General features: G+C 34.5%; 17 protein-coding genes. 6 read left to right on the forward strand and 11 right to left on the reverse strand.

The features are described from left to right. Positions 1-726: 726 nt before the first annotated feature. The 3 genes from KO02_RS17050 to KO02_RS17060 all read right to left on the reverse strand — a co-directional run bounded on the left by KO02_RS17050 (position 727) and on the right by KO02_RS17060 (position 2,278). Complete coding sequence (locus tag KO02_RS17050; protein WP_038700220.1) at positions 727-990, reverse strand: hypothetical protein; 264 nt, start codon at positions 988-990, stop codon at positions 727-729. 191 nt (positions 991-1,181) lie between these two features. Continuing rightward, positions 1,182-1,730 carry a chromate transporter gene (locus KO02_RS17055; protein ID WP_038700222.1) on the reverse strand — a complete coding sequence of 183 codons (549 nt, stop codon included), beginning with the start codon at positions 1,728-1,730 and terminating at the stop codon, positions 1,182-1,184. Beyond that, positions 1,727-2,278 (reverse strand): chromate transporter, encoded by a 552-nt coding sequence (locus KO02_RS17060; protein ID WP_038700224.1) that lies wholly within the window; start codon positions 2,276-2,278, stop codon positions 1,727-1,729. Before KO02_RS17060 ends, KO02_RS17055 begins: the two co-directional genes overlap by 4 nt. Positions 2,279-2,936: 658 nt before the next feature. On the opposite strand from KO02_RS17060, the gene KO02_RS17065 reads away from it, so the two are divergent. The 3 genes from KO02_RS17065 (at position 2,937) to KO02_RS17075 (ending at position 8,645) form a co-directional block, all read left to right on the forward strand. Further along, positions 2,937-6,044 (forward strand): SusC/RagA family TonB-linked outer membrane protein, encoded by a 3,108-nt coding sequence (locus tag KO02_RS17065; RefSeq protein WP_235212280.1) that lies wholly within the window; start codon positions 2,937-2,939, stop codon positions 6,042-6,044. Positions 6,045-6,054: 10 nt separating this feature from the next. Beyond that, the gene (locus KO02_RS17070; protein WP_038700227.1) at positions 6,055-7,575 is read left to right on the forward strand and encodes a RagB/SusD family nutrient uptake outer membrane protein; all 1,521 of its coding nucleotides are present in this window, start codon (positions 6,055-6,057) and stop codon (positions 7,573-7,575) included. A gap of 146 nt (positions 7,576-7,721) precedes the next feature. Beyond that, the gene (locus KO02_RS17075) at positions 7,722-8,645 is read left to right on the forward strand and encodes a glycerophosphodiester phosphodiesterase family protein (RefSeq protein WP_235212281.1); all 924 of its coding nucleotides are present in this window, start codon (positions 7,722-7,724) and stop codon (positions 8,643-8,645) included. A 167-nt stretch (positions 8,646-8,812) separates the two neighbouring features. On the opposite strand, the gene KO02_RS17080 is transcribed toward KO02_RS17075, so the two are convergent. From KO02_RS17080 to KO02_RS17100, 5 genes are all read right to left on the reverse strand, one after another. Continuing rightward, positions 8,813-9,418, reverse strand: a complete 606-nt coding sequence (locus KO02_RS17080; protein ID WP_235212282.1) for a hypothetical protein — start codon at positions 9,416-9,418, stop codon at positions 8,813-8,815. Next, a complete protein-coding gene (locus KO02_RS17085; protein ID WP_051960010.1) occupies positions 9,399-10,220 on the reverse strand; it encodes a metallophosphoesterase family protein in 822 nt (273 codons plus the stop codon). Before KO02_RS17085 ends, KO02_RS17080 begins: the two co-directional genes overlap by 20 nt. A 1,096-nt stretch (positions 10,221-11,316) precedes the next feature. Then, positions 11,317-13,374: a heavy metal translocating P-type ATPase gene (locus KO02_RS17090; protein ID WP_038700229.1), complete on the reverse strand. Its 2,058-nt coding sequence runs from the start codon at positions 13,372-13,374 to the stop codon at positions 11,317-11,319. Between the two features lie 72 nt (positions 13,375-13,446). Beyond that, positions 13,447-13,872 carry a Fur family transcriptional regulator gene (locus KO02_RS17095; protein WP_038700231.1) on the reverse strand — a complete coding sequence of 142 codons (426 nt, stop codon included), beginning with the start codon at positions 13,870-13,872 and terminating at the stop codon, positions 13,447-13,449. A gap of 579 nt (positions 13,873-14,451) precedes the next feature. Beyond that, positions 14,452-14,844: a group III truncated hemoglobin gene (locus KO02_RS17100; protein ID WP_038702902.1), complete on the reverse strand. Its 393-nt coding sequence runs from the start codon at positions 14,842-14,844 to the stop codon at positions 14,452-14,454. 517 nt (positions 14,845-15,361) lie between these two features. Between KO02_RS17100 and KO02_RS17105 the strand changes: the two genes are divergently transcribed. Next, complete coding sequence (locus KO02_RS17105; protein ID WP_038700233.1) at positions 15,362-15,799, forward strand: RrF2 family transcriptional regulator; 438 nt, start codon at positions 15,362-15,364, stop codon at positions 15,797-15,799. A gap of 53 nt (positions 15,800-15,852) precedes the next feature. On the opposite strand, the gene KO02_RS23845 is transcribed toward KO02_RS17105, so the two are convergent. Both KO02_RS23845 and KO02_RS17110 read right to left on the reverse strand, forming a co-directional pair. Then, positions 15,853-15,990, reverse strand: coding sequence for a hypothetical protein (locus KO02_RS23845; protein ID WP_158500309.1), 138 nt, complete (start codon positions 15,988-15,990; stop codon positions 15,853-15,855). A 170-nt stretch (positions 15,991-16,160) separates the two neighbouring features. Further along, on the reverse strand, positions 16,161-16,583 hold the full coding sequence (locus KO02_RS17110; protein ID WP_038700235.1) for an NUDIX hydrolase: 423 nt from the start codon (positions 16,581-16,583) through the stop codon (positions 16,161-16,163). A 140-nt stretch (positions 16,584-16,723) separates the two neighbouring features. Between KO02_RS17110 and KO02_RS17115 the strand changes: the two genes are divergently transcribed. After that, positions 16,724-17,050: a winged helix-turn-helix transcriptional regulator gene (locus KO02_RS17115; RefSeq protein ID WP_038700237.1), complete on the forward strand. Its 327-nt coding sequence runs from the start codon at positions 16,724-16,726 to the stop codon at positions 17,048-17,050. Here the strand turns inward: KO02_RS17115 and KO02_RS17120 are convergent. Then, positions 17,047-17,502, reverse strand: a complete 456-nt coding sequence (locus KO02_RS17120) for a VOC family protein (protein ID WP_038700239.1) — start codon at positions 17,500-17,502, stop codon at positions 17,047-17,049. The genes KO02_RS17115 and KO02_RS17120 overlap by 4 nt on opposite strands. A gap of 163 nt (positions 17,503-17,665) precedes the next feature. Between KO02_RS17120 and KO02_RS17125 the strand changes: the two genes are divergently transcribed. Then, complete coding sequence (locus tag KO02_RS17125; RefSeq protein ID WP_038700241.1) at positions 17,666-18,967, forward strand: DUF389 domain-containing protein; 1,302 nt, start codon at positions 17,666-17,668, stop codon at positions 18,965-18,967. Positions 18,968-19,001: the final 34 nt, after the last annotated feature.

A 19,001-nucleotide genomic window follows, 5' to 3' on the forward strand; every position in this document is an offset into this window, starting at 1 on the left:
GAAAACATACAGTTAATAGTAACTCTTCAGATTATATATGTGATTTTAAATTAGAAAATATAGTGGTAAATTTGTATTTTGAAATCGGAAAAACCGACATCAAGGTTGAGGTTCTGATTTCAAAAATACATCGACATTCATTATGAAAAGAAAAATATTAAACTTATTTGTAACCTCAATAATCCTAGGTTTCTTGACTGGTATCACCATCGGTATATATAAATGGTTTTGATAACTTTATTGCGTGCACCATTCATATCAATAGTTCATGAAAATTGCGCTACTAGTAAAGAAATTTTAACTGAAAATCTGATAATATAAGTCGCCACAACGATATCCAATCTTGTAAATTGCATATATAGAAAACATAGACAATATTATCAATCGCCTATTCTTTTCATATAGATTTAAACTCATATATATTTAATGCTCATTTAGTGAGCATTAAATATATAATTAAAGGTTGAACTTACAAAGTTACCTGCTAATCTTTTTTTTAAGTTTCAATCTTAGTTTCATGTTTACCTGAAAAAAATCAATCAAAATAATTTGGCAAAATAGTCTAGCCCTTTTGTAGATTAATCACAAAACACTTTTTCAAACCCAATATTATCTCTTCTAATCCACTCAAAAGTGGATTTAAGAAAACTTTAAGAACTCACTAAATCATGTTAGTTATTTATAAAGGCGGGAGATGCAAAATTTTGAATACTACAAGGGTATAGTTTAATCTACCTCAAAATCGACAAATACCGCCCCTTCAAATTGTTGTTCCTGAACATTCTTAAGCGCATCTTCAATAACAATTATAGCAGGCTCTCCTCTAACAAGTGTGCTATCTAAGCCGACGAGATAATCCCATACATCTTGAACTTGAATGGGATAATAACTCGGGCTTTCATGGTCAATACCTTGCGCAGATGCGAGTATATTATAGCCTCGTAGATGCAAATCCCTTAGTAGTTCATAGTTAACAGGTAAAAATCGCATAATCCTATTAAATTAAATATTGTCAATATAAATATCCTTTGCCTAACTCTATTTTGATTAAATCATGTTTAATTCAACAATAAAGTTCTTCTTCAGATTCCGATAATATACCATATGAAACAATCAATCTTATAAAAATGTTTGGATATTACAGCTTAAAAGTAAATTTCGAATTGATTTATTTTAGCGTATCAATAAATCAAAATCCCTACGATGGCTGTAACGAAGAGAATGATAATAGGATGGGTCTTAAATTTGATAGAGCAAAATAATGCTATACTGAATAAAATTGGACTTAGATAATCTGTAAAGTTATCTTTGCTGCTCAGTGATACTGCCGCGAAAGCCATTAACGAGATGCTTAGGGGTCTTATTCCAACCATTGCATAGCCGAAATATTTATTCGTCCTAAATTTGATAAAGAAATAGGAAATAATAGAAATCATGATAAATGAGGGGAAACATAAGGCAATAGTTGTCATTCCTGCTCCCAATGTTGCTATTGTGGACGAGTAACCCGCATGCTGGATTGCACTATAACCCACATATGTAGCACTATTGATACCTATCGGTCCTGGGGTCATCTGTGAAATAGCGACAAGATCTGTGAACTCTTGCTTTGTCAACCAAGCATTATTCTCGACCACTTCCTCTTGTATCATCGACAACATAGCGTAACCCCCACCAAACCCAAAAATACCAATCTTAATAAATACCCAAATTAGTTCTAAAAAAATCATTTTTGAAAATTTTTACCGGAATTCAATTTCTGCCGAATGTCTTGGTAAAGGATACCACCAATACAACCAGCAATAACTATCCATATTGGAGAAACATTAAAAAACCACATCAGAATCAAAGCTAGCGTCGGAATAATCAATGTACTTAAAGTCATCTTATTAGCTTTAATCGCTGTAAAACATGGCGCAGCAATGAGAGCAACCACTACAGGGCGAAGTGCTTTAAAAGCTTTGGAAACATATATGTTTTCTTGAAATTTTTGAAAGAAAATAGCGATTGAAATGATGATGATAAAGGGTGCTATTATTGTACCTAGAGCAGCTACAAATCCGCCTTTAACTCCAGCAATCTTATAACCAACTAATGCTGCAATATTAGTCGCAAAAACACCAGGCAAAGATTCGGTTATAGCTAGCAATTCGTAAAATTCGTCTGAAGTTAACCAACCTCTCGACAGAATTTCTTTCTCTATGAGCGGGATGACAGCGTAGCCACCACCAATCGTAAAAAGACCTATCTTAGTAAAGAGATAAAAAAGTTTGAACATGAATAAATAGACAGTTTATCTAAAATGTATCTATGCTATTTTGCATAAACTCAGGATATCAAATGTAATGTAAATCATCGGGTTTTTAAAATGTCGTTGCCTATTTAGATCAAGTATTTTACAACACCGTACTGCAATATATTACTTTAATAAAGTTGTCTTCAAACTTTAAAATGATGGTCTTTGTCATCAATTATTTTTAATTGATAAAGGTGCATTTCCCTTATTCAGAAACAAACATTACAATAACATTAAAAATAAAAAAGTTCCCTATTCCTGTTTATGCGTTTTTTATCTTTTCAATACTTCGGCTAAGATTATTAAAGACAGCTGATCGAGCCTGTAATTAGATACTTCCATTATGTTATCAGATCATTAAAAAATAACGCTCCTTAATTTCGAAAAGATACAATAAATATATAAAAATGAATAAATAGTAATAATATGATAACCTTACTTTTATTTTAGCGTAATCTATTGCGAGTAGTTTTGTGATCAAATAATCAACAGACTATAACGATGTTCAACTTTTCTTCAAAAAAATTATTATGGCTACTATTGCCGATATCTACCCCCTTTACATGCAGAAGCAGTAAACCTTCGCATTGAATTATTGAAGATCGAAACTTTAGTTCAACAAAATTTTAACGGTCGAATTTTGGACCATACAGGAAATCCAATTGTGGGTGCCACGATAATAAACTTAACTACTAAAGCCTCAACACAAACCGATTCAAAAGGAAACTTCACTATTCGTGCAAATACAGGAGAGCAGTTATCATTGAATTTTATCGGTTATGAATTAAAAAAATATACAATAAAAACCAATGCGGATGATCACATAGTAATGCTAAGCGCCGATAATATCTTAGAAGAAGTAACAGTCTCTATTGGTTATCAAAAAGTTAGAAAATCTGATGTAACAGGTGCCATTTCATCTGTAAAAGCTGAAGAATTAAATTTAAGTTCTCCTAAATTAGGTCAGGCGCTTGTTGGTAAAGTTGCTGGTGTACAGGTTTCGCAAACCTCAGGTGCTCCATATGAGGGAACTAAAATTAGAGTTCGAGGTGTCGGTTCAATCAATGCTAGTTCTGACCCCTTATATGTAATCGATGGGTATCCTGCTGGAAATAACTTAAATATCAATCCTAATGATATCGAGACCATCGATATTCTCAAAGATGCTGCCTCTGCAGCGATTTACGGTTCTCGCGCTGCTGGGGGGGTCGTATTGATTACAACGAAACGAGGGAAGGCTGGAAAAAATAATGTCGACTACGAAGCACAGGCAGGGTTTGGACAACTATCTAAAAAAGTAAATCTATTAAATGCGGATGAATTTATAGATCTACTCATCGATGGAAGGAATAACACATATAAAGATTTAACAGTATCAAAAGGAATCAAATGGAGTGATAATATGCTTTTGGACAATAATAAATCGCGTGTGGAACGCGTGGGTAACGCCGGATCAGTTACCATCCCAGAAGAGTACTATGACTTTGCTACAGGCATCGCCAAAAAATCAAAATATGATACCGATTGGCAAGATGAATTATACAGAAATGCGCAATTTCAAAGACATAACCTTTCATTCTATGGTGGAACCGACAAAAACAGGTACTTCCTATCTGCTAATTATCAGAATCAGGATGGTATTATGCTCGGTACGGGACAGGAAACATTTAACTTTCGTCTTAATGTAGACTCTAAAGTTTCTGAACGATTAACTATAGGTGCCAATGCCTCTTTTACATATAATGATAATCAGGAGGTTGGAACTGGAAGATATGATAGTAGTCCGTCAATGGCAGCCTTAATCTATCTACCTACATTACCAGCTTATAACGAGGATGGGAGTATCGCTCAATTTGGCATGGGCTCTCTTTCTGCAAATAACTTTGGTATTCAGAATCCTGAAAACCCTTTAGCATATGTTTCGCAAATAAAAAATAGAAGAAAAGGGAAAAAGGGGTTGTACAATGCCTTTGCTGATTTCAAGATTCTAGATGGTCTGCAGCTGAAAGTGAATGGAGGACTTCAATCTTATGATGAGAAATACGATTACTTTAGACCAACAAGTTTAAGTAACGGAAATAATGCTCCTTATTCACCTGCGGCAGTTACGGATGCTTATGCAGATGCTAATACCCGTTCCGAAATTGATAAACTTGGCGAGATAACATTGAACTATACCAAGACTTTTGGTTTGCATAACATTTCTGCTTTAGCCGGATATTCGGCACAACGTACTGATATCGACTATATGGCTGTCCGTGCAAATGGCTTTCAAAATAATGCTATTGGCGAAATTACAGATAAAGGAGCAGATGCATCAAATTTTTCTCTACGCTCGGCATATAAACGTACTACGACTTTAATATCATATTTTTCACGTGTCAACTATAGTTTTGACGGAAAGTATTTCCTATCCGCATCATTTCGTTCTGACGGATCATCTCGCTTTGGGCCCCAAAACAAATGGGGTACTTTCCCTTCTGTTTCTGCGGGATGGACTTTATCAAAAGAAGAATTTTACAATGCCTGGTTAGGCGAGGGTTCGACTGTAAAATTAAGAGGTTCTTGGGGCCTCTCTGGTAATAATAATATTGGAGATTATAATGCAATCACGACATTCAATTCTCCTGGTGGCACAATCTTCGGTGGTAATGTTGCCACCTCCTACTACCCTGGCACCATCAAAGACGTAAATCTGGGTTGGGAATCTACATCACAGTATAATGCAGGACTTGACTTAGGCCTCTTAAATGGACGCTTAAATGTGATGACCAACTTCTATCTATCACGTTCATTTAATCTTTTATTTAATCAACCCATTTCTGCTATCGCAGGTACGGCATCAATGTTGACCAATCTGAAGAACTCGAAGGTACAAAACAAGGGCTTTGATTTACAACTAGACGCCGCTCTGGTGCGTAAAAGTGACTTCGATTTAGGAATCTCTGGAAATATCAGCGTGAATAGAAATAAGGTCGTTGATTTAGGTGGAGCATCAACCATCATTACAAATGGGGCCGAACGATCTTATAAAACACATATCACTCAAGAAGGAAGTCCTATTGGCATGTTTTATGGTTTTAAGGTAATGGGTATAGCTACCGAAGAAAACTATAAAACTGTTGCTCCTTCGGCAGCTTCGACCAACCCTTTACAACCTGGGGATCTTTATTTTGAAGATGTGAATCAAGATGGTATCGTCAATGATGATGACAAACGTATTATTGGAAATCCTTACCCTGATTTTACCTATGGCTTCGCATTAACTGCTCGTTATAAAAATCTAGATATCCGTGCTTCTTTTAATGGTTCTCAAGGTAATGATATCTTGGATGGTTATGATTATTATCTCTATAATATGGAGGGGTCAGGAAATAACTATGCATCAGTTGCTGACCGCTGGAAATCGGCATCAAACCCTGGAAAAGGCGAGGTCTATCGTGCATCCCGTGGTGGTACACAATCAAATAGCACTCGACTATCTACATTCTATTTACAAGATGGTTCCTATTTACGCATGACAAATATCCTCATCGGTTACTCTCTAAAACAAGCAATATTAGATCGATTGAAAGTTTCTGGAGTACGTATATATGGATCAGTGGACAATCCTTTTACAATTTCCAAGTATAAAGGATATAACCCTGAGTCGGATTATAACGATGGCGCAAACTTAACCCCAGGAGTAGATTATGGACAGTATCCATTGGTTCGTTCATTCAACTTAGGTCTAAAAATAACTTTCTAAACGCAATTTCATGAAAAAAATATATTTACTACCCTTTGCCCTCTTAGCTTTTACAAACTGTAAGAAAGATTTTTTAAATCAAGAAAATCCTAATGCCGTTTCGATAAAGAATTATTTCAAATCTGAAAACGATGTCCTATTGGCTATTAACGGAGCCTATCAAGCATTACGTTCAGGAAACACCCTTGGTGAAACTGCAGCGTTGTATAATGAGGAACGTTCTGATAATACCGGTCGAGATGATAATCAATCTGCAGCAGGAGAACCTTTCCAATTTAATGATTTTTCACTTTTACCAAGTAATACGTATCTAAAAACACATTGGGTTGCAATGTATGAGGGTATCAACCGCTGTAATATTATCTTATCGAATATCGATGATGTTAATTTCAGTGTAGTAGAAAATAAAGAGCGTTACAAATCAGAAGTTAAATTTATTCGTGCACTTATATATTTCCATCTCGTTCGTAAATGGGGCGACATCCCCTTATCAACAACGATGTTAGTATCAAAAGATGATGTTGATAAACTCGCTTTTAGGCAAAAGGAAGAAGTAATTTATACACAGATTGTACAAGACCTAAAGGAAGCTTTAACTAGCAACCTACCCAATACCCAATGGGAATATCAAGTAGGTCGTGTGTCCAAAACAGCAATCAATGCACTTTTAGGTCAGGTTTATCTAACTATGGGCGCTGGCTTATCTTTAAATAAAGGTGAAAACTTCAAACAAGCTGAAACATTTCTAGCGACAGCATATCAAATGCGTACTTTCGGAAAATTATCTGAAATCCCTTATGCGGATGTATTTGATGTTAGCAAAAAAATGACCAATAAAGAATTGATATTGCAAATTCAATATATACAAGGTGATCAAAATTATAAATCTTCCATCGCTGCTAATAATCAAGCTAAAGGTGAAAAATTCATTTCCAAAAAAGAGTCAACAGGTGTTGGTGGAAATGTAAAAGCAGATCTAGTGAAGGATTATGAAACAAAAGATCTCAGAAAAGATTTCTCAATCAAATTTGCATCCGACCCACAGGTAAATGATTATTACATCACCAAATTTAGAGATACTTCAGCTACGGCTGGAGTAAATGGATGGGGAGGTAATGATTGGATTTTGATGCGCCATGCTGATGTAATGTTATTATTGGCTGAAGCAAAAATGAATCTAGGAAAAGATGTTGAAGCGATTATATTACTAAATGAGGTTCGCGAACGTGCAGGATTACCATCTTATGCCGACTCACGAAAGGATGCAACTTACTCCGCTAATTATCCGACGTTAAAGGATGCTATATTACACGAACGCCGTGTAGAACTAGCATTTGAAAATCAGCGCTGGTTTGACTTGGTCAGAAATTATAGCGCAGAAGAATTAGTAAAGTACTTTCATTCGAAGAAACAAGAAGATTATGGTAATGCCAAAATACGCAACATTTCTACGAAAGATCGCTTTTTCCCAATTCCATATGATGAATATAAACTGAATCCTGAAAAAATGTATCAAAATCCAGGATATTAAAACTATTCTATTGATCTTGCCCCTGCTATTATAAACCATAATTTCAGGGTCAAGATTTTATCTTTATGCACCCCCTAAGAACGGAGCTTGCAACCAATGAACACTCTCCCTATAATTTTTAATTGACTGAGACAAACCTACCTATAATGAAGAATAAATTAAAGCTAGCACTAATGAGCTGCTCCTTCTTCTGGAGCTTAATATCGATTGCACTTGCACAGCAGAAGGATTTTGAAAAACTGCTCATCGCTTTTGAAAAGACTCCTAGTTCGGAGCAAATATTTGTTGCTGCTCATCGCGGTGATTGGAGAAATGCTCCTGAAAACTCCCTATTATCTTTAAAATATGCTATTGATATGGGGGTAGATATCTATGAATTAGATTTAAAAAAATCCAAAGATGGTGTATTGGTTTTGATGCATGATCGTACATTAGACCGCACGGTAAATGCAAACGGAAAACCAAGTGATTACACCTTGAAAGAATTAAAGTCCTTTCGTCTAAAAAATGGTTTAGGAAGAACAACGCCTCATCAGATACCTACTTTCGAAGAGTTCTTGATCGCTTCAAAAGGACAGATATTAATTGATGTAGACAAAGGGTACGAATATTTTCCAGACGTAATAAATATGATAAAGAAGTACGAGATGGAAAACCAGGTTATGGTGAATATAGATGCCGATATACCCTTTTTTGAAGTAGAAAAAAAGTTTGGTCAAGTTCCGAATGAAATTAAATTGATGCCTGTCATCAATTTAAATCAAGAAAATTATCAACAAACCATAATTTCATATAAGAATAGAAAAAACACCATCTTTCAATGTGTTTTTAAAGAAGAAAATAAAGATGCTTTGACGTACATAAAAGATTTGCAAAGTCAAAGTTATCACATCTGGTTAAATTCACTTTGGGCTTCTTTAAATGCTGGACATGATGATGATACTGCTGTAGACCTACAACAACCCGATCATTCCTGGGGTTGGCTAATAAAGCAGGGAGCTTCGGTCTTACAAACCGATAGACCACAAGAGCTTTTAAAGTATTTGAAGCAGCAAGCGCTTAATCACTAGAATTAAAAATAATTTAACCAATGTAATATATTCACTAGCGTATTGAACTATTTAGTCTAACGAACATTTAAAGTCCAGTTTTGTACAATCGGAAAACTGGACTTTATTTTTATAGAACCTAACGCCCCATATACGGAATACTAATACTTAAATTTAGTAACGATAATTTAAAATTTAAATCTTACCCCAACTCCAAGTTGAAAGACATCCGCGAGTGATAGCGCTTTTATATTTTGAAAATAATTAATGATATAATAATCATTGGTATTAAATTCTGAATAAATACCAACCTTTTTAATTCCTGTACCACTCCATATTCTCTCCATATTTAGCTCGATTTCATTTGAAAAAGATAAATGAGGCCTAAGCGCTGGAGACCAATAGTAGTAACCAGATGGGTATTGCGATGAATGAAATTTAAAAGGTAGATCTTCGTGAAAAGAATAGCTCAGAAAGACCCCTGGATTAAAAGGATACAGCTTCCCCCACTCTTTCATTTTTATCTCAATAGGTTTATACGCAAATTTAGCCGTCAATGTATGCAGTTCTCCCCCCTTAGAAGCTGGCACATACCCATAATTCAAATCAATATAACCTCTTTTATTCTTAAAAATCTCATATCCGAATCCTAGGCTTCCGTAACCAATGCTGCCCGCATATTGCACGATTATTGCATCCGGAATTAAAAAATTCATTCTTTGTGCAACTCCTTTACCGACTAATCCAAAAGTAAGAATACATAACGCAACTAGTTTAGAAAGATATCTGTTCAAAGCTCAATTTTTTATTTACTATTTCCACCAATAAGAATTCATTACTTCCAATAGCATTAGTGGTCACATATGGAGTCGTAAAATTTTCGAACCGAAACTCTTCAAAAACATGATTGTGTGCATGAAACGATGTCAGAAATCCAGTTGCATTCCCGAAAGTCGCGGAATAATCATCGACGAGATTTTCATCAAAATCTGAAGATGTAGGCGGAACATGAGATATCGCCACATAACTACTGACATCAGCCTGAGATCTTAATTGATTTTTAAGCCAAGGTATATTCGATACCTGTCCATCAAACTGATATTCTCGACTATTAGTATCGTGACAAATAAATTTGACACCTCCATATACAAAGGAGTAATTTGCTTTACCATACATCCTTTGGAAAGCTTCTCTCCCTCGCGAGGTAAGATCATGATTTCCAATAACCGCAACATAAGGAATATTTAATTTATTGAGTCTTTCTGCCACCCACTCCATCTCTTTAAGATTCCCAAACTCCGTAATATCTCCTGCCACGACTACAAAATCAATACCTGACATTGTATTTATCTTTTTATAGAAATTGCTCACCGCACTATGAGACCGCTGGGTATCACCTGTTAAGACAAAACGAACTGTATCGTCATGTTGACCATCTCCTAGTTTTCTAAGGTTAATTTCATTAATATCTTGATATGAACTCTTGTTGAAAATTTGATTGGGACTATATTCAAACTCACTGCATCCAACAAAAACGATGGGTAATAATAATAAAGTCGCAGCGATTAACCGCTTAATTACTTCTTCTCTAAACATTAAAAAAAAATAGATAAATCAGATAAAATAAGATAATGCCGAACCAATTGTTCTGTGAGGCATTTGTTCTACTACCATGGTACTGAGTAGGACCTATATTCCCTAACCATTTGTTAAATATCGATAGCATTACAAAGATTAAAATATTTATTGACCTTTTGACTTTAAAATTCAGAATAGGATTTATTCAGACTTTTAAATGACATAAAAACATACATGCAACATCAAAAAAATTGATAAAAAAAAACATGCTATAAAATAAATTTACATAAACAGCAAAACAACATTTTAATTGCTTAAACAACCTAAGTAACCCAACATATACATATCAGCAAAACAGATGGAATTAAAACCATAACATATTTGAAATGTATATAAATATATAATAAAACAGAAATAAAAATGAAAAAAACGTTTAAAACATCACTATCACAACATACTTAATTGAATAATAGATTCAAAGACAACTAGCTTTACTTCATGAAAAACATGAGCACTAAGTTACAGAAACAACCTATTATAAATTTAGATTATGGCATATTTAAACAAAGCACATTCAATCAAATATATCCATTAAATTTACTGACCTTATAAGACAGATTACTTCATTCTATCCAAATAAAATTGATATTAGTATAGGTAGAACGCACAAGAAACGACATCTCACGAGCTATAAAACTTAAAAGATAAATTAGAGTAATTTAGATAATCGATGTTAAAAATAAGCTGTTCAAACCAAACAGCGATTTCTTCACTTTCAGATAAATATCTCAAAGTGAAGAGAGAAAGAATCGTAAATACAGGCACATTTATTAACGTCTTAATACCATTAAAAAATGATAAGTAATTTAACAGGAATAATTCATTTGGATATTTCGAGGGTTATTTCAGATAAAATACACCAATTAAAATCTGCTTGCCAATAATTGGATATAAGCCAAAAAGAAATAAGTTCAGCGATAGCATAACTGAACTTATTTCTCATATAGAATCTCCCACATTTTGACACATAAAAATTATTACTTATTGGTTCGTGTCTATAGAGCAATCATGGTATCATTTGTAATACCATGATTGCTCTTATTTTCGTGAGCTATTAAAATTTCATTTTTTGTATTCTAATTGCATTTAGTATGGCAATCAAGGAAACACCAACATCAGCAAAAACAGCTTCCCACATTGTAGCGATACCTCCTGCACCCAATATCAGCACAATTCCTTTCACTATAAAAGCAAGGGTAATATTTTGCCATACCACACGTTTAGTTTGCTTGCCAATTTTTATAGCTAACGGAATTTTAGATGGTTTATCATCTTGTATGACCACATCGGCAGTCTCAATAGTAGCATCACTACCCAAGCCCCCCATAGCAATACCAACGTCGCTCAACGCTACGACTGGCGCATCATTGACACCATCTCCAACAAATGCAACGCGTTGTTTTTGATTTTTTATTTCTTTAAGCTTGTTAACTTTATCTTCAGGTAGCAAATCTCCAAACGCATAGTCCACTCCTAATTTTTCAGCTACATGACGAACAACGCTACTTTTATCGCCACTCAGCATGGTCGTCTTAACATTGAGTTCATGTAATGATTTGATCGTTTGCAAGGCATCCTCTTTAATACTATCAGCAATCGTTATATAACCGACAAAATTACCATCATAGGCAATGGCAATCAGGGTATACACAATGGCAGCCGAATCGAAATCATAAGTTATGGAAAATTTATCCATCAACTTAAAATTACCTACAAGCAGTTGCTTTCCTTGCACCGACCCTCGCAATCCAAAACCTCCGATTTCTTCCACATTATTCAAGCTTATGCTATGATCAACCTCTCCTGCGTACTGATGAATAGCGGTTGCTACTGGATGGGTGCTGTTACTTTCTAGCGCATTCACCATCTTTAGTATTTCAGCTTGGTCATAAGCCGGATTAAAATTAACTTCCTGAACCTGAAAGACACCTTCTGTCATCGTTCCAGTTTTATCCATAATCACATGATCAATATTGGCAAGTGTATCAAGGAAATTGCTCCCTTTAAACAAAATACCATTGCGACTTGCTGCGCCTATACCTCCAAAATATCCAAGGGGTATGGAAATCACCAACGCGCAAGGACAAGAGATAACCAAAAAAACCAATGCTCTATACAACCAATCATTAAACTGATAATCCGGTACGATTAGTGCCGGTAACAAGCAGATCGCAATCGCTAGTAAAACGACAATTGGAGTATATACTTTTGCGAATTTACGAATGAACAATTCAGTAGGAGCTTTTTGGGCCGTAGCATTTTGCACCAATTCCAATATTCTACTCAGTTTGCTATCTGTATATTCGGCTGTCACCTTCACAACACTAACGGTATTTAAATTAATCATTCCAGCAAACACGGGCTCCCCTTTGGATTTGCGATCGGGTTTGCTCTCCCCTGTCAAAGCCGCAGTGTTGAAAGAAGCTGTATCTGATAATAATTCTCCATCCAAACCTAGCTTTTCTCCAGGTTTAAGTTGAATTATAGCACCTACCTGGACCTCTTTAGCTTTAATCGTTACGGGTAGATTATCCATCAAAACCGTCACTTCATCAGGCCTTTGATCCAATAGCGATTTGATATTTCCTTTAGCTTTAGAGACTGCTAAAGTCTGAAACACCTCGCCTATAGCATAAAATAACATAACCGCTACTCCTTCCGGATATTCACCAATAGCAAATGCACCAATAGTGGCAATAGCCATTAAAAAAAATTCAGAAAAGACATCTCCTTTACGTATACTCACGAAGGCATCCTTAATTACCGGCATTCCAACCGGTATATAAGCTACAAGATACCATAAGATACGAACCCAACCGCTAAACCAATCTTTCATTATCCAATTATCCATAGCGACAGCGGACATCAGCAGAACGAAAGATATCAATGCAGGAGCAAACAATCCAAAGGTACTACCAGCTATAGTATCGTGATCATGTCCGTCATGATCGTCATGTACACTATGGTCATGAGAGCTGTGGCTATCCTCTGAGCGTGCACTAGAGCCTTCAATCAATTCCTGAGCGCCAGCTTCTCTGTATATTTTCGTCGTTTGCGTGCAGCAAAGTTGATTACCTGCTGCATCATAAGTATGCTTATGTTGTGTACTCATCTTTTATTATTGTCTAAGTCCATTTAACGAATTAATTATTGAAACAAATATAAGAGACACATCAATGCAATGCTATTGCATAGTTTGATCCATGCAGTCTTGACATATACCTTTGGCAAACAATCTTACCTCATCAATACGAATGGAATTATTATTCGGTAAGGAAAAGACAATATCCGCCCGACATGTAGTTTGTTTACATAATTTACAATAGAAATGTAGATGTCTATCTTTATGCGTTACTTCATTACAGTCATCGTTACAAAGCATATACTTGCTCGTATTATTTTCTTGAATACTATGAACAATTCCTTTTTCTTCAAAAGTCTTAAGGGTGCGATATAATGTTATCCTATCTGCTGGATAAAAATGTGCCTCAATTTCGGAGAGCGATAATGCAATAACCTGTGTCGCCAAAAAGTCATACATCAAAATCCGCATACTTGTCGGTTTTGTGTTTTTATCCCGTAGCTTATTCTCTATTTCATTATTTAACATACACACTTACTTTTTAATTACATCTTGCCTTGAGTCCAGAAACAACTATTCATACATGGTACCAATATCACTTACCCTATTATGCCATAAAGAAAATTCCATCATAAATATATGACCTGTGCTATTCACCAACATATAAATATAGACATAAATACATATATTGTTTTTGCAATAACATAACCTGTTAGCTAACCCTATACAATTTAGATACCATTATTTTTGCATGACCATCATGTGCTGTAATTTTAAATATAAACCGGGTATTTAACTAGACTACAATACATGACTTCCTGCATAAATACTTTTGAACACTATTGAGGTTTCAAAAAAATAAATACACGAATTAAATGGAGGGATTAATTGAATAAAAAATTGGCAAAAGATTTAAGGAATAATCGTGCCTAAATTTAAATTCTGATAATAAGATAGATATAACTAATAGAGTAAATACTAACCCTTTCAATCGCCAATTAAAGAACGTCACAAGGACCTTTCCCACTCGTGATTACTATACTCCTTTTTAAGTGTAAAATGCGACTTACTAACTTATTTTAATCAAAAAAAAGGACTATCATGAATTTAAGTTAATGGCTTTGTGTCTAATTTATTAAAATAAGTGATTTTTGAAAGAAACATCGTTGCCATTTTTTCACCTCTCAATATTGCTTCTTCTGCTTTTTGTCCATCAAAAAATTCACGTACAGTGCTACGCCAAAGGTCCAACCAGGCATCAAAATGTGCTTGGCTTAACGCCATAGTTGCATGTGGTGGAAAAGGACTCCCAAAATAAGTGTGCTGTTCAAGAAGGATAGTTTGCCAGAATTTATACATTTTCCCTAAATGCTCTTCCCAGCGCCCCTCTAAAGAATTTGTAAAAATAGGACCAATGAGATTATCCAATCGAACTCTACCATAAAATGTATCAACAAGTAGTCGAATATCTTCCAATGAATCTATGTCTTTCTTTTCCATATTGCGCATCCTTTAATTACTGTTGATTACCTGATATCAAACGAGCATGTACTTACAAATATACCAATAATTAAAAGAGTATAACGTCTTTTATAATAGTATTTGTTAGGCTTAAACAAAACTGATATGAAAACAAAATAATGTTCCGATTTTGCTGTACAATACCGTATTATTTGCCGTAACACTCCCCATTGCGCTAAAAAAGCATTAAAAAAGGAGATAAACAAAGGCATGACCAAAAGCTGTTTGCTCATGACCTAACATAAATTTCTTTTCCCAATCATCGAACACAACCAATAAGCTTTTATCTAATTAGGTATAGAAAAAAGCATCTTTAAAATAACTAAAGCAGAAATTATCATAATAGATAGCTAGAAAGTTCAATACCCAAGCGCACTAAAAAGTGAATTGTCTAACAATCCATATGAATGACACTTTGAACGTGCATGATATGTAATAAATACCAATTAGATCAGTATCTTTGCACTCTTGGTTACAATTAAAAATAAAGTCAAAAATGGGTGTTTTTTCCAAAACTTGTGAATATGCCATGCGCGCTGTATTTTATATCGCGCAAAGCTCCCATGAAGGTAGAAAAGTGGGAATAAAAGAGATTGCTGAAAAAGTGAAGTCTCCCGAACCTTTTTTAGGAAAAATTCTTCAAAATCTGAGTAAGGTGGGGGTAATACAGTCATCGAAAGGACCAAATGGGGGATTTTTCATTGATCCTGAAGGATTAAAAAAACCCATTGCTGACATCGTCCTTGCCGTAGATGGAGAACAAATTTTCATAGGATGTGGCATGGGGTTGGATTATTGTTCTGAAAAAAATCCATGCCCGCTGCATAATGATTTCAAAAAAGTAAGAAATCAACTTAGTATCATGCTTAGAAACACCAGTATTGGTCAATTTAACCTCGAATTAATCAAAGGAAGCGTAACCCTGTATAAGTAATGCTAACTTAGTTTTTATCTACTACAACAACTTGAAGCAGCTCTTTTTTGTGTTTATGTGCTACCGCAGCACCGATAAGCATTGACATAATAATTGATTTCAAAATCTGCTTTAGCTATATTAATTCCTTTTTCAGAACCTTCAACTTCCAAGACAAAAGTAACGACTGCTAACAATATTGATCTGTACATACTTCTACGAACTCCTTTATTTTATAGACTAAGCTTATTCGTATTTAACTCACTGATACACTAGATTCTACTTTCTGATTCGAAATTAAAAATAAGAGAATACCCTTTTATTACATTTATACCACTAACAGATAAAATTCCGTAAATGAAAGAAATATTAGGGTGAAACATTATCTAATAATGAGACCGTCGGTCTCGAGCTGGTCAAATACCATTAATACACCAATAACTCGAATTTGCTCTTGCTCATATTCAGTCCGGGAAAAATAACGCACAGCACCAATTTCGTTACTTGGCTGGATCTCTTCTCGAAGATCATAGATAAAACAATCCTGCTCCATGATGACACTTGGATTTTCACCATAAGCTGGAGCTGTGATATGACAATAATAACGTAACCTTTCGTTATCCAGATCAACCAACAATTCTTCGAGTACCTCTCGCCTCAGAGATTGTACGGAATCTTCCCCGTGATCTACCTTACCTCCAGGAAGATACCATGCTTTTTTATTATTACTATAAGCTAAGAGTAATTTCCTGTCCTTTAATGTAACAAGACCTGCGGTGAGAAGAGTGGAATTTAATTTGTGCATATAAAAAAAGTCTGATAACAATTCATCAAATAAAATACAAATAAACTATTTAAAGTATGAAATTCATTTGCTTTTGTCCACTAATTTAGAAAATTAATATAACTTTATTACACTTACTATAACGCTACACAATGATATCTATGCGCAAAGAAAACTCAACAAATTCTCTAAATGAAAAATCGTTGCAGACATTTTGTAACGTTCATAGGGTACTTTCTCAAATCAGTGGAAGATGGAAAGTATCGCTCATTCTTGCCTTACAATATGAAAACTTGAAGTATTCGAGTTTTAAATCAATACTTCCTGATGTATCTGACAGAATTCTCGCAAAACAATTAAAGGAATTGGAAGATGCTAGCATCATTTATAATGAAAAAGATAAAACCCAATCGCTTTATATATTAACAGAAAAAGGAAAGAAAATTGTGACAGTGCTCATTACTTTAGGGAATATTGATAAAAATTAGAATTTAACTTGCTCTAAAAACTCAATCACTTCTCCATTCGGACTATAAACCAAACTATTATGGACATTAACCGTCTTTTGTTTATTCACTAAATCAATATCAAAAACGCCATGACTCAAATCTCTCGCACCTATTTTCAGAGCTTCATCCCTCGCCGTAGCCGCATCCTTAACTACGAAACAAATATGAAGAATTGAATTTTCTAACATCTCCTCATCGATTTTTCTTTTTCTTCCTTGTGCAGGTATATCCGCATTCCCGTCACAGATTTCGATATAAGCGTTTATTCTTTCATGAAATAACATCACGCATCTCTCAAGTTTAAATTCCGGTAAAGACCACTCATGCAGCGTTTTAAAACCTAAGTGTTTGTAAAAATTTACTGTCTCATCAAATTTAGGAGCCTTCAATGAATAATGATGAAACCCAATAATGTTTTCTGATAATTTCATACTGAATATTTTAAACAAACTTATGAATCACTTTACATTCGGTAAAGAACTTACAAAATTGTTAGCATATCATTACTGCATTAACAAGAACTAACTTCCTAAAAAACAATTTAAAAAAAAACGATTCTCACAAAATATTGTTAATGTGTAAAACATGCAAATAATGGCAAAATCTAAATTTTTACGATTCTTTAATCTACATAGTGGCGAAGATAAGAAGGAAAATGTACTCGAAAATGTTGTAAATAACATTTCTTTCCGCGGTGCAAATCTTTGGATTTTGGCTTGTGCCATTGTAATTGCATCCGTAGGATTAAATGTAAACTCGACCGCAGTCATCATTGGTGCGATGCTCATTTCTCCTTTAATGAGTCCGATTGTAGGCGCCGGATTTGCTTTAGGAGTATATGATTTCCCATTATTAAAAAAGTCATTAAAAAATTTATTAATCGCCACCTTTGTAAGTTTATTGGTATCCTTTTTATATTTTACATTAAGTCCTTTTAAAGATGCACAATCTGAATTATTGGCTAGAACGTCGCCCAATATATATGATGTATTAATTGCCTTTTTTGGTGGACTTGTTGGCGTTATCGCGATAACACGTGTCGAAAAAGGCAACCCCATACCTGGAGTTGCAATTGCGACAGCATTAATGCCTCCTTTATGTACAGCTGGCTATGGTCTCGCCATAGGAAATTTCTCCTATTTTGCAGGTGCATTATATTTATATACTATTAACTGTTTCTTTATTTGTCTCTCTACCTTTATCATCGTAAAATACCTCAATTACCCAAAAGTAAATTTTGTGGATTCAAATCGGGAAAAGAAAATAACACGAGTTATTACGCTTATTATTCTCGTACTTATCGTTCCCAGTGTATATTTTGCCTACACATTATTACAACAAAAACAATTTGCTCAAAAAGTCAGCAATTTCATCCAAAATTCCTTTACAGATAAAGGATATACTGTCGTCTTTGAAAGAACTAACTATAACACCAATCCCAAAAAGTTAGAATTAGCATTTCTAATCAAAAAATTCAGCAAAGAGGAAGTTGAGGGCTTAAAAGAGCAATTAAAGGATTACGGCATAACCAATACAGAATTAATCATCCGCCAAGATAATAATGATCTAAAAGCAGATATACTCAATGAGATTAATAAAAAAGAGCAGAATCTTTCTGATAAAGACTTAAGAATAAAACAATTAAATGCCGAACTGAACAAATATCAAATCAACACACCAAATTTGCAACAAAATATCCAGGTATTATTCCCTCAAATAACGAGTTACAGCATAGGGATCCAAAACAAAATAATTAGTCAAGATAGCGTCAACAACACAATTTCATTAATCTATCAGACGGATAAAAAACTAAGCCCAGAAGAATCCTTAAAACTAGAAAATTGGATGAAAATTCAATTTCCAGAAAGAGAAGTTACAATCATTGAGAACAACTAGAATATCGACCATAAAAACTTGAAATAAAAGTATT

Source organism: Sphingobacterium sp. ML3W (assembly GCF_000747525.1).
Lineage (GTDB): Bacteria > Bacteroidota > Bacteroidia > Sphingobacteriales > Sphingobacteriaceae > Sphingobacterium.

Bases quoted from the DNA above. Each gene is read 5' to 3' on its own strand.
- KO02_RS17050 (WP_038700220.1), bottom strand. From the start codon at position 990: ATGCGATTTTTACCTGTTAACTATGAACTACTAAGGGATTTGCATCTA.
- KO02_RS17055 (WP_038700222.1), bottom strand. From the start codon at position 1,730: ATGATTTTTTTAGAACTAATTTGGGTATTTATTAAGATTGGTATTTTT.
- KO02_RS17060 (WP_038700224.1), bottom strand. From the start codon at position 2,278: ATGTTCAAACTTTTTTATCTCTTTACTAAGATAGGTCTTTTTACGATT.
- KO02_RS17070 (WP_038700227.1), top strand. From the start codon at position 6,055: ATGAAAAAAATATATTTACTACCCTTTGCCCTCTTAGCTTTTACAAAC.
- KO02_RS17075 (WP_235212281.1), top strand. From the start codon at position 7,722: ATGAAGAATAAATTAAAGCTAGCACTAATGAGCTGCTCCTTCTTCTGG.
- KO02_RS17085 (WP_051960010.1), bottom strand. From the start codon at position 10,220: ATGTTTAGAGAAGAAGTAATTAAGCGGTTAATCGCTGCGACTTTATTA.
- KO02_RS17090 (WP_038700229.1), bottom strand. From the start codon at position 13,374: ATGAGTACACAACATAAGCATACTTATGATGCAGCAGGTAATCAACTT.
- KO02_RS17095 (WP_038700231.1), bottom strand. From the start codon at position 13,872: ATGTTAAATAATGAAATAGAGAATAAGCTACGGGATAAAAACACAAAA.
- KO02_RS17100 (WP_038702902.1), bottom strand. From the start codon at position 14,844: ATGGAAAAGAAAGACATAGATTCATTGGAAGATATTCGACTACTTGTT.
- KO02_RS17105 (WP_038700233.1), top strand. From the start codon at position 15,362: ATGGGTGTTTTTTCCAAAACTTGTGAATATGCCATGCGCGCTGTATTT.
- KO02_RS23845 (WP_158500309.1), bottom strand. From the start codon at position 15,990: ATGTACAGATCAATATTGTTAGCAGTCGTTACTTTTGTCTTGGAAGTT.
- KO02_RS17110 (WP_038700235.1), bottom strand. From the start codon at position 16,583: ATGCACAAATTAAATTCCACTCTTCTCACCGCAGGTCTTGTTACATTA.
- KO02_RS17115 (WP_038700237.1), top strand. From the start codon at position 16,724: ATGCGCAAAGAAAACTCAACAAATTCTCTAAATGAAAAATCGTTGCAG.
- KO02_RS17120 (WP_038700239.1), bottom strand. From the start codon at position 17,502: ATGAAATTATCAGAAAACATTATTGGGTTTCATCATTATTCATTGAAG.
- KO02_RS17125 (WP_038700241.1), top strand. From the start codon at position 17,666: ATGGCAAAATCTAAATTTTTACGATTCTTTAATCTACATAGTGGCGAA.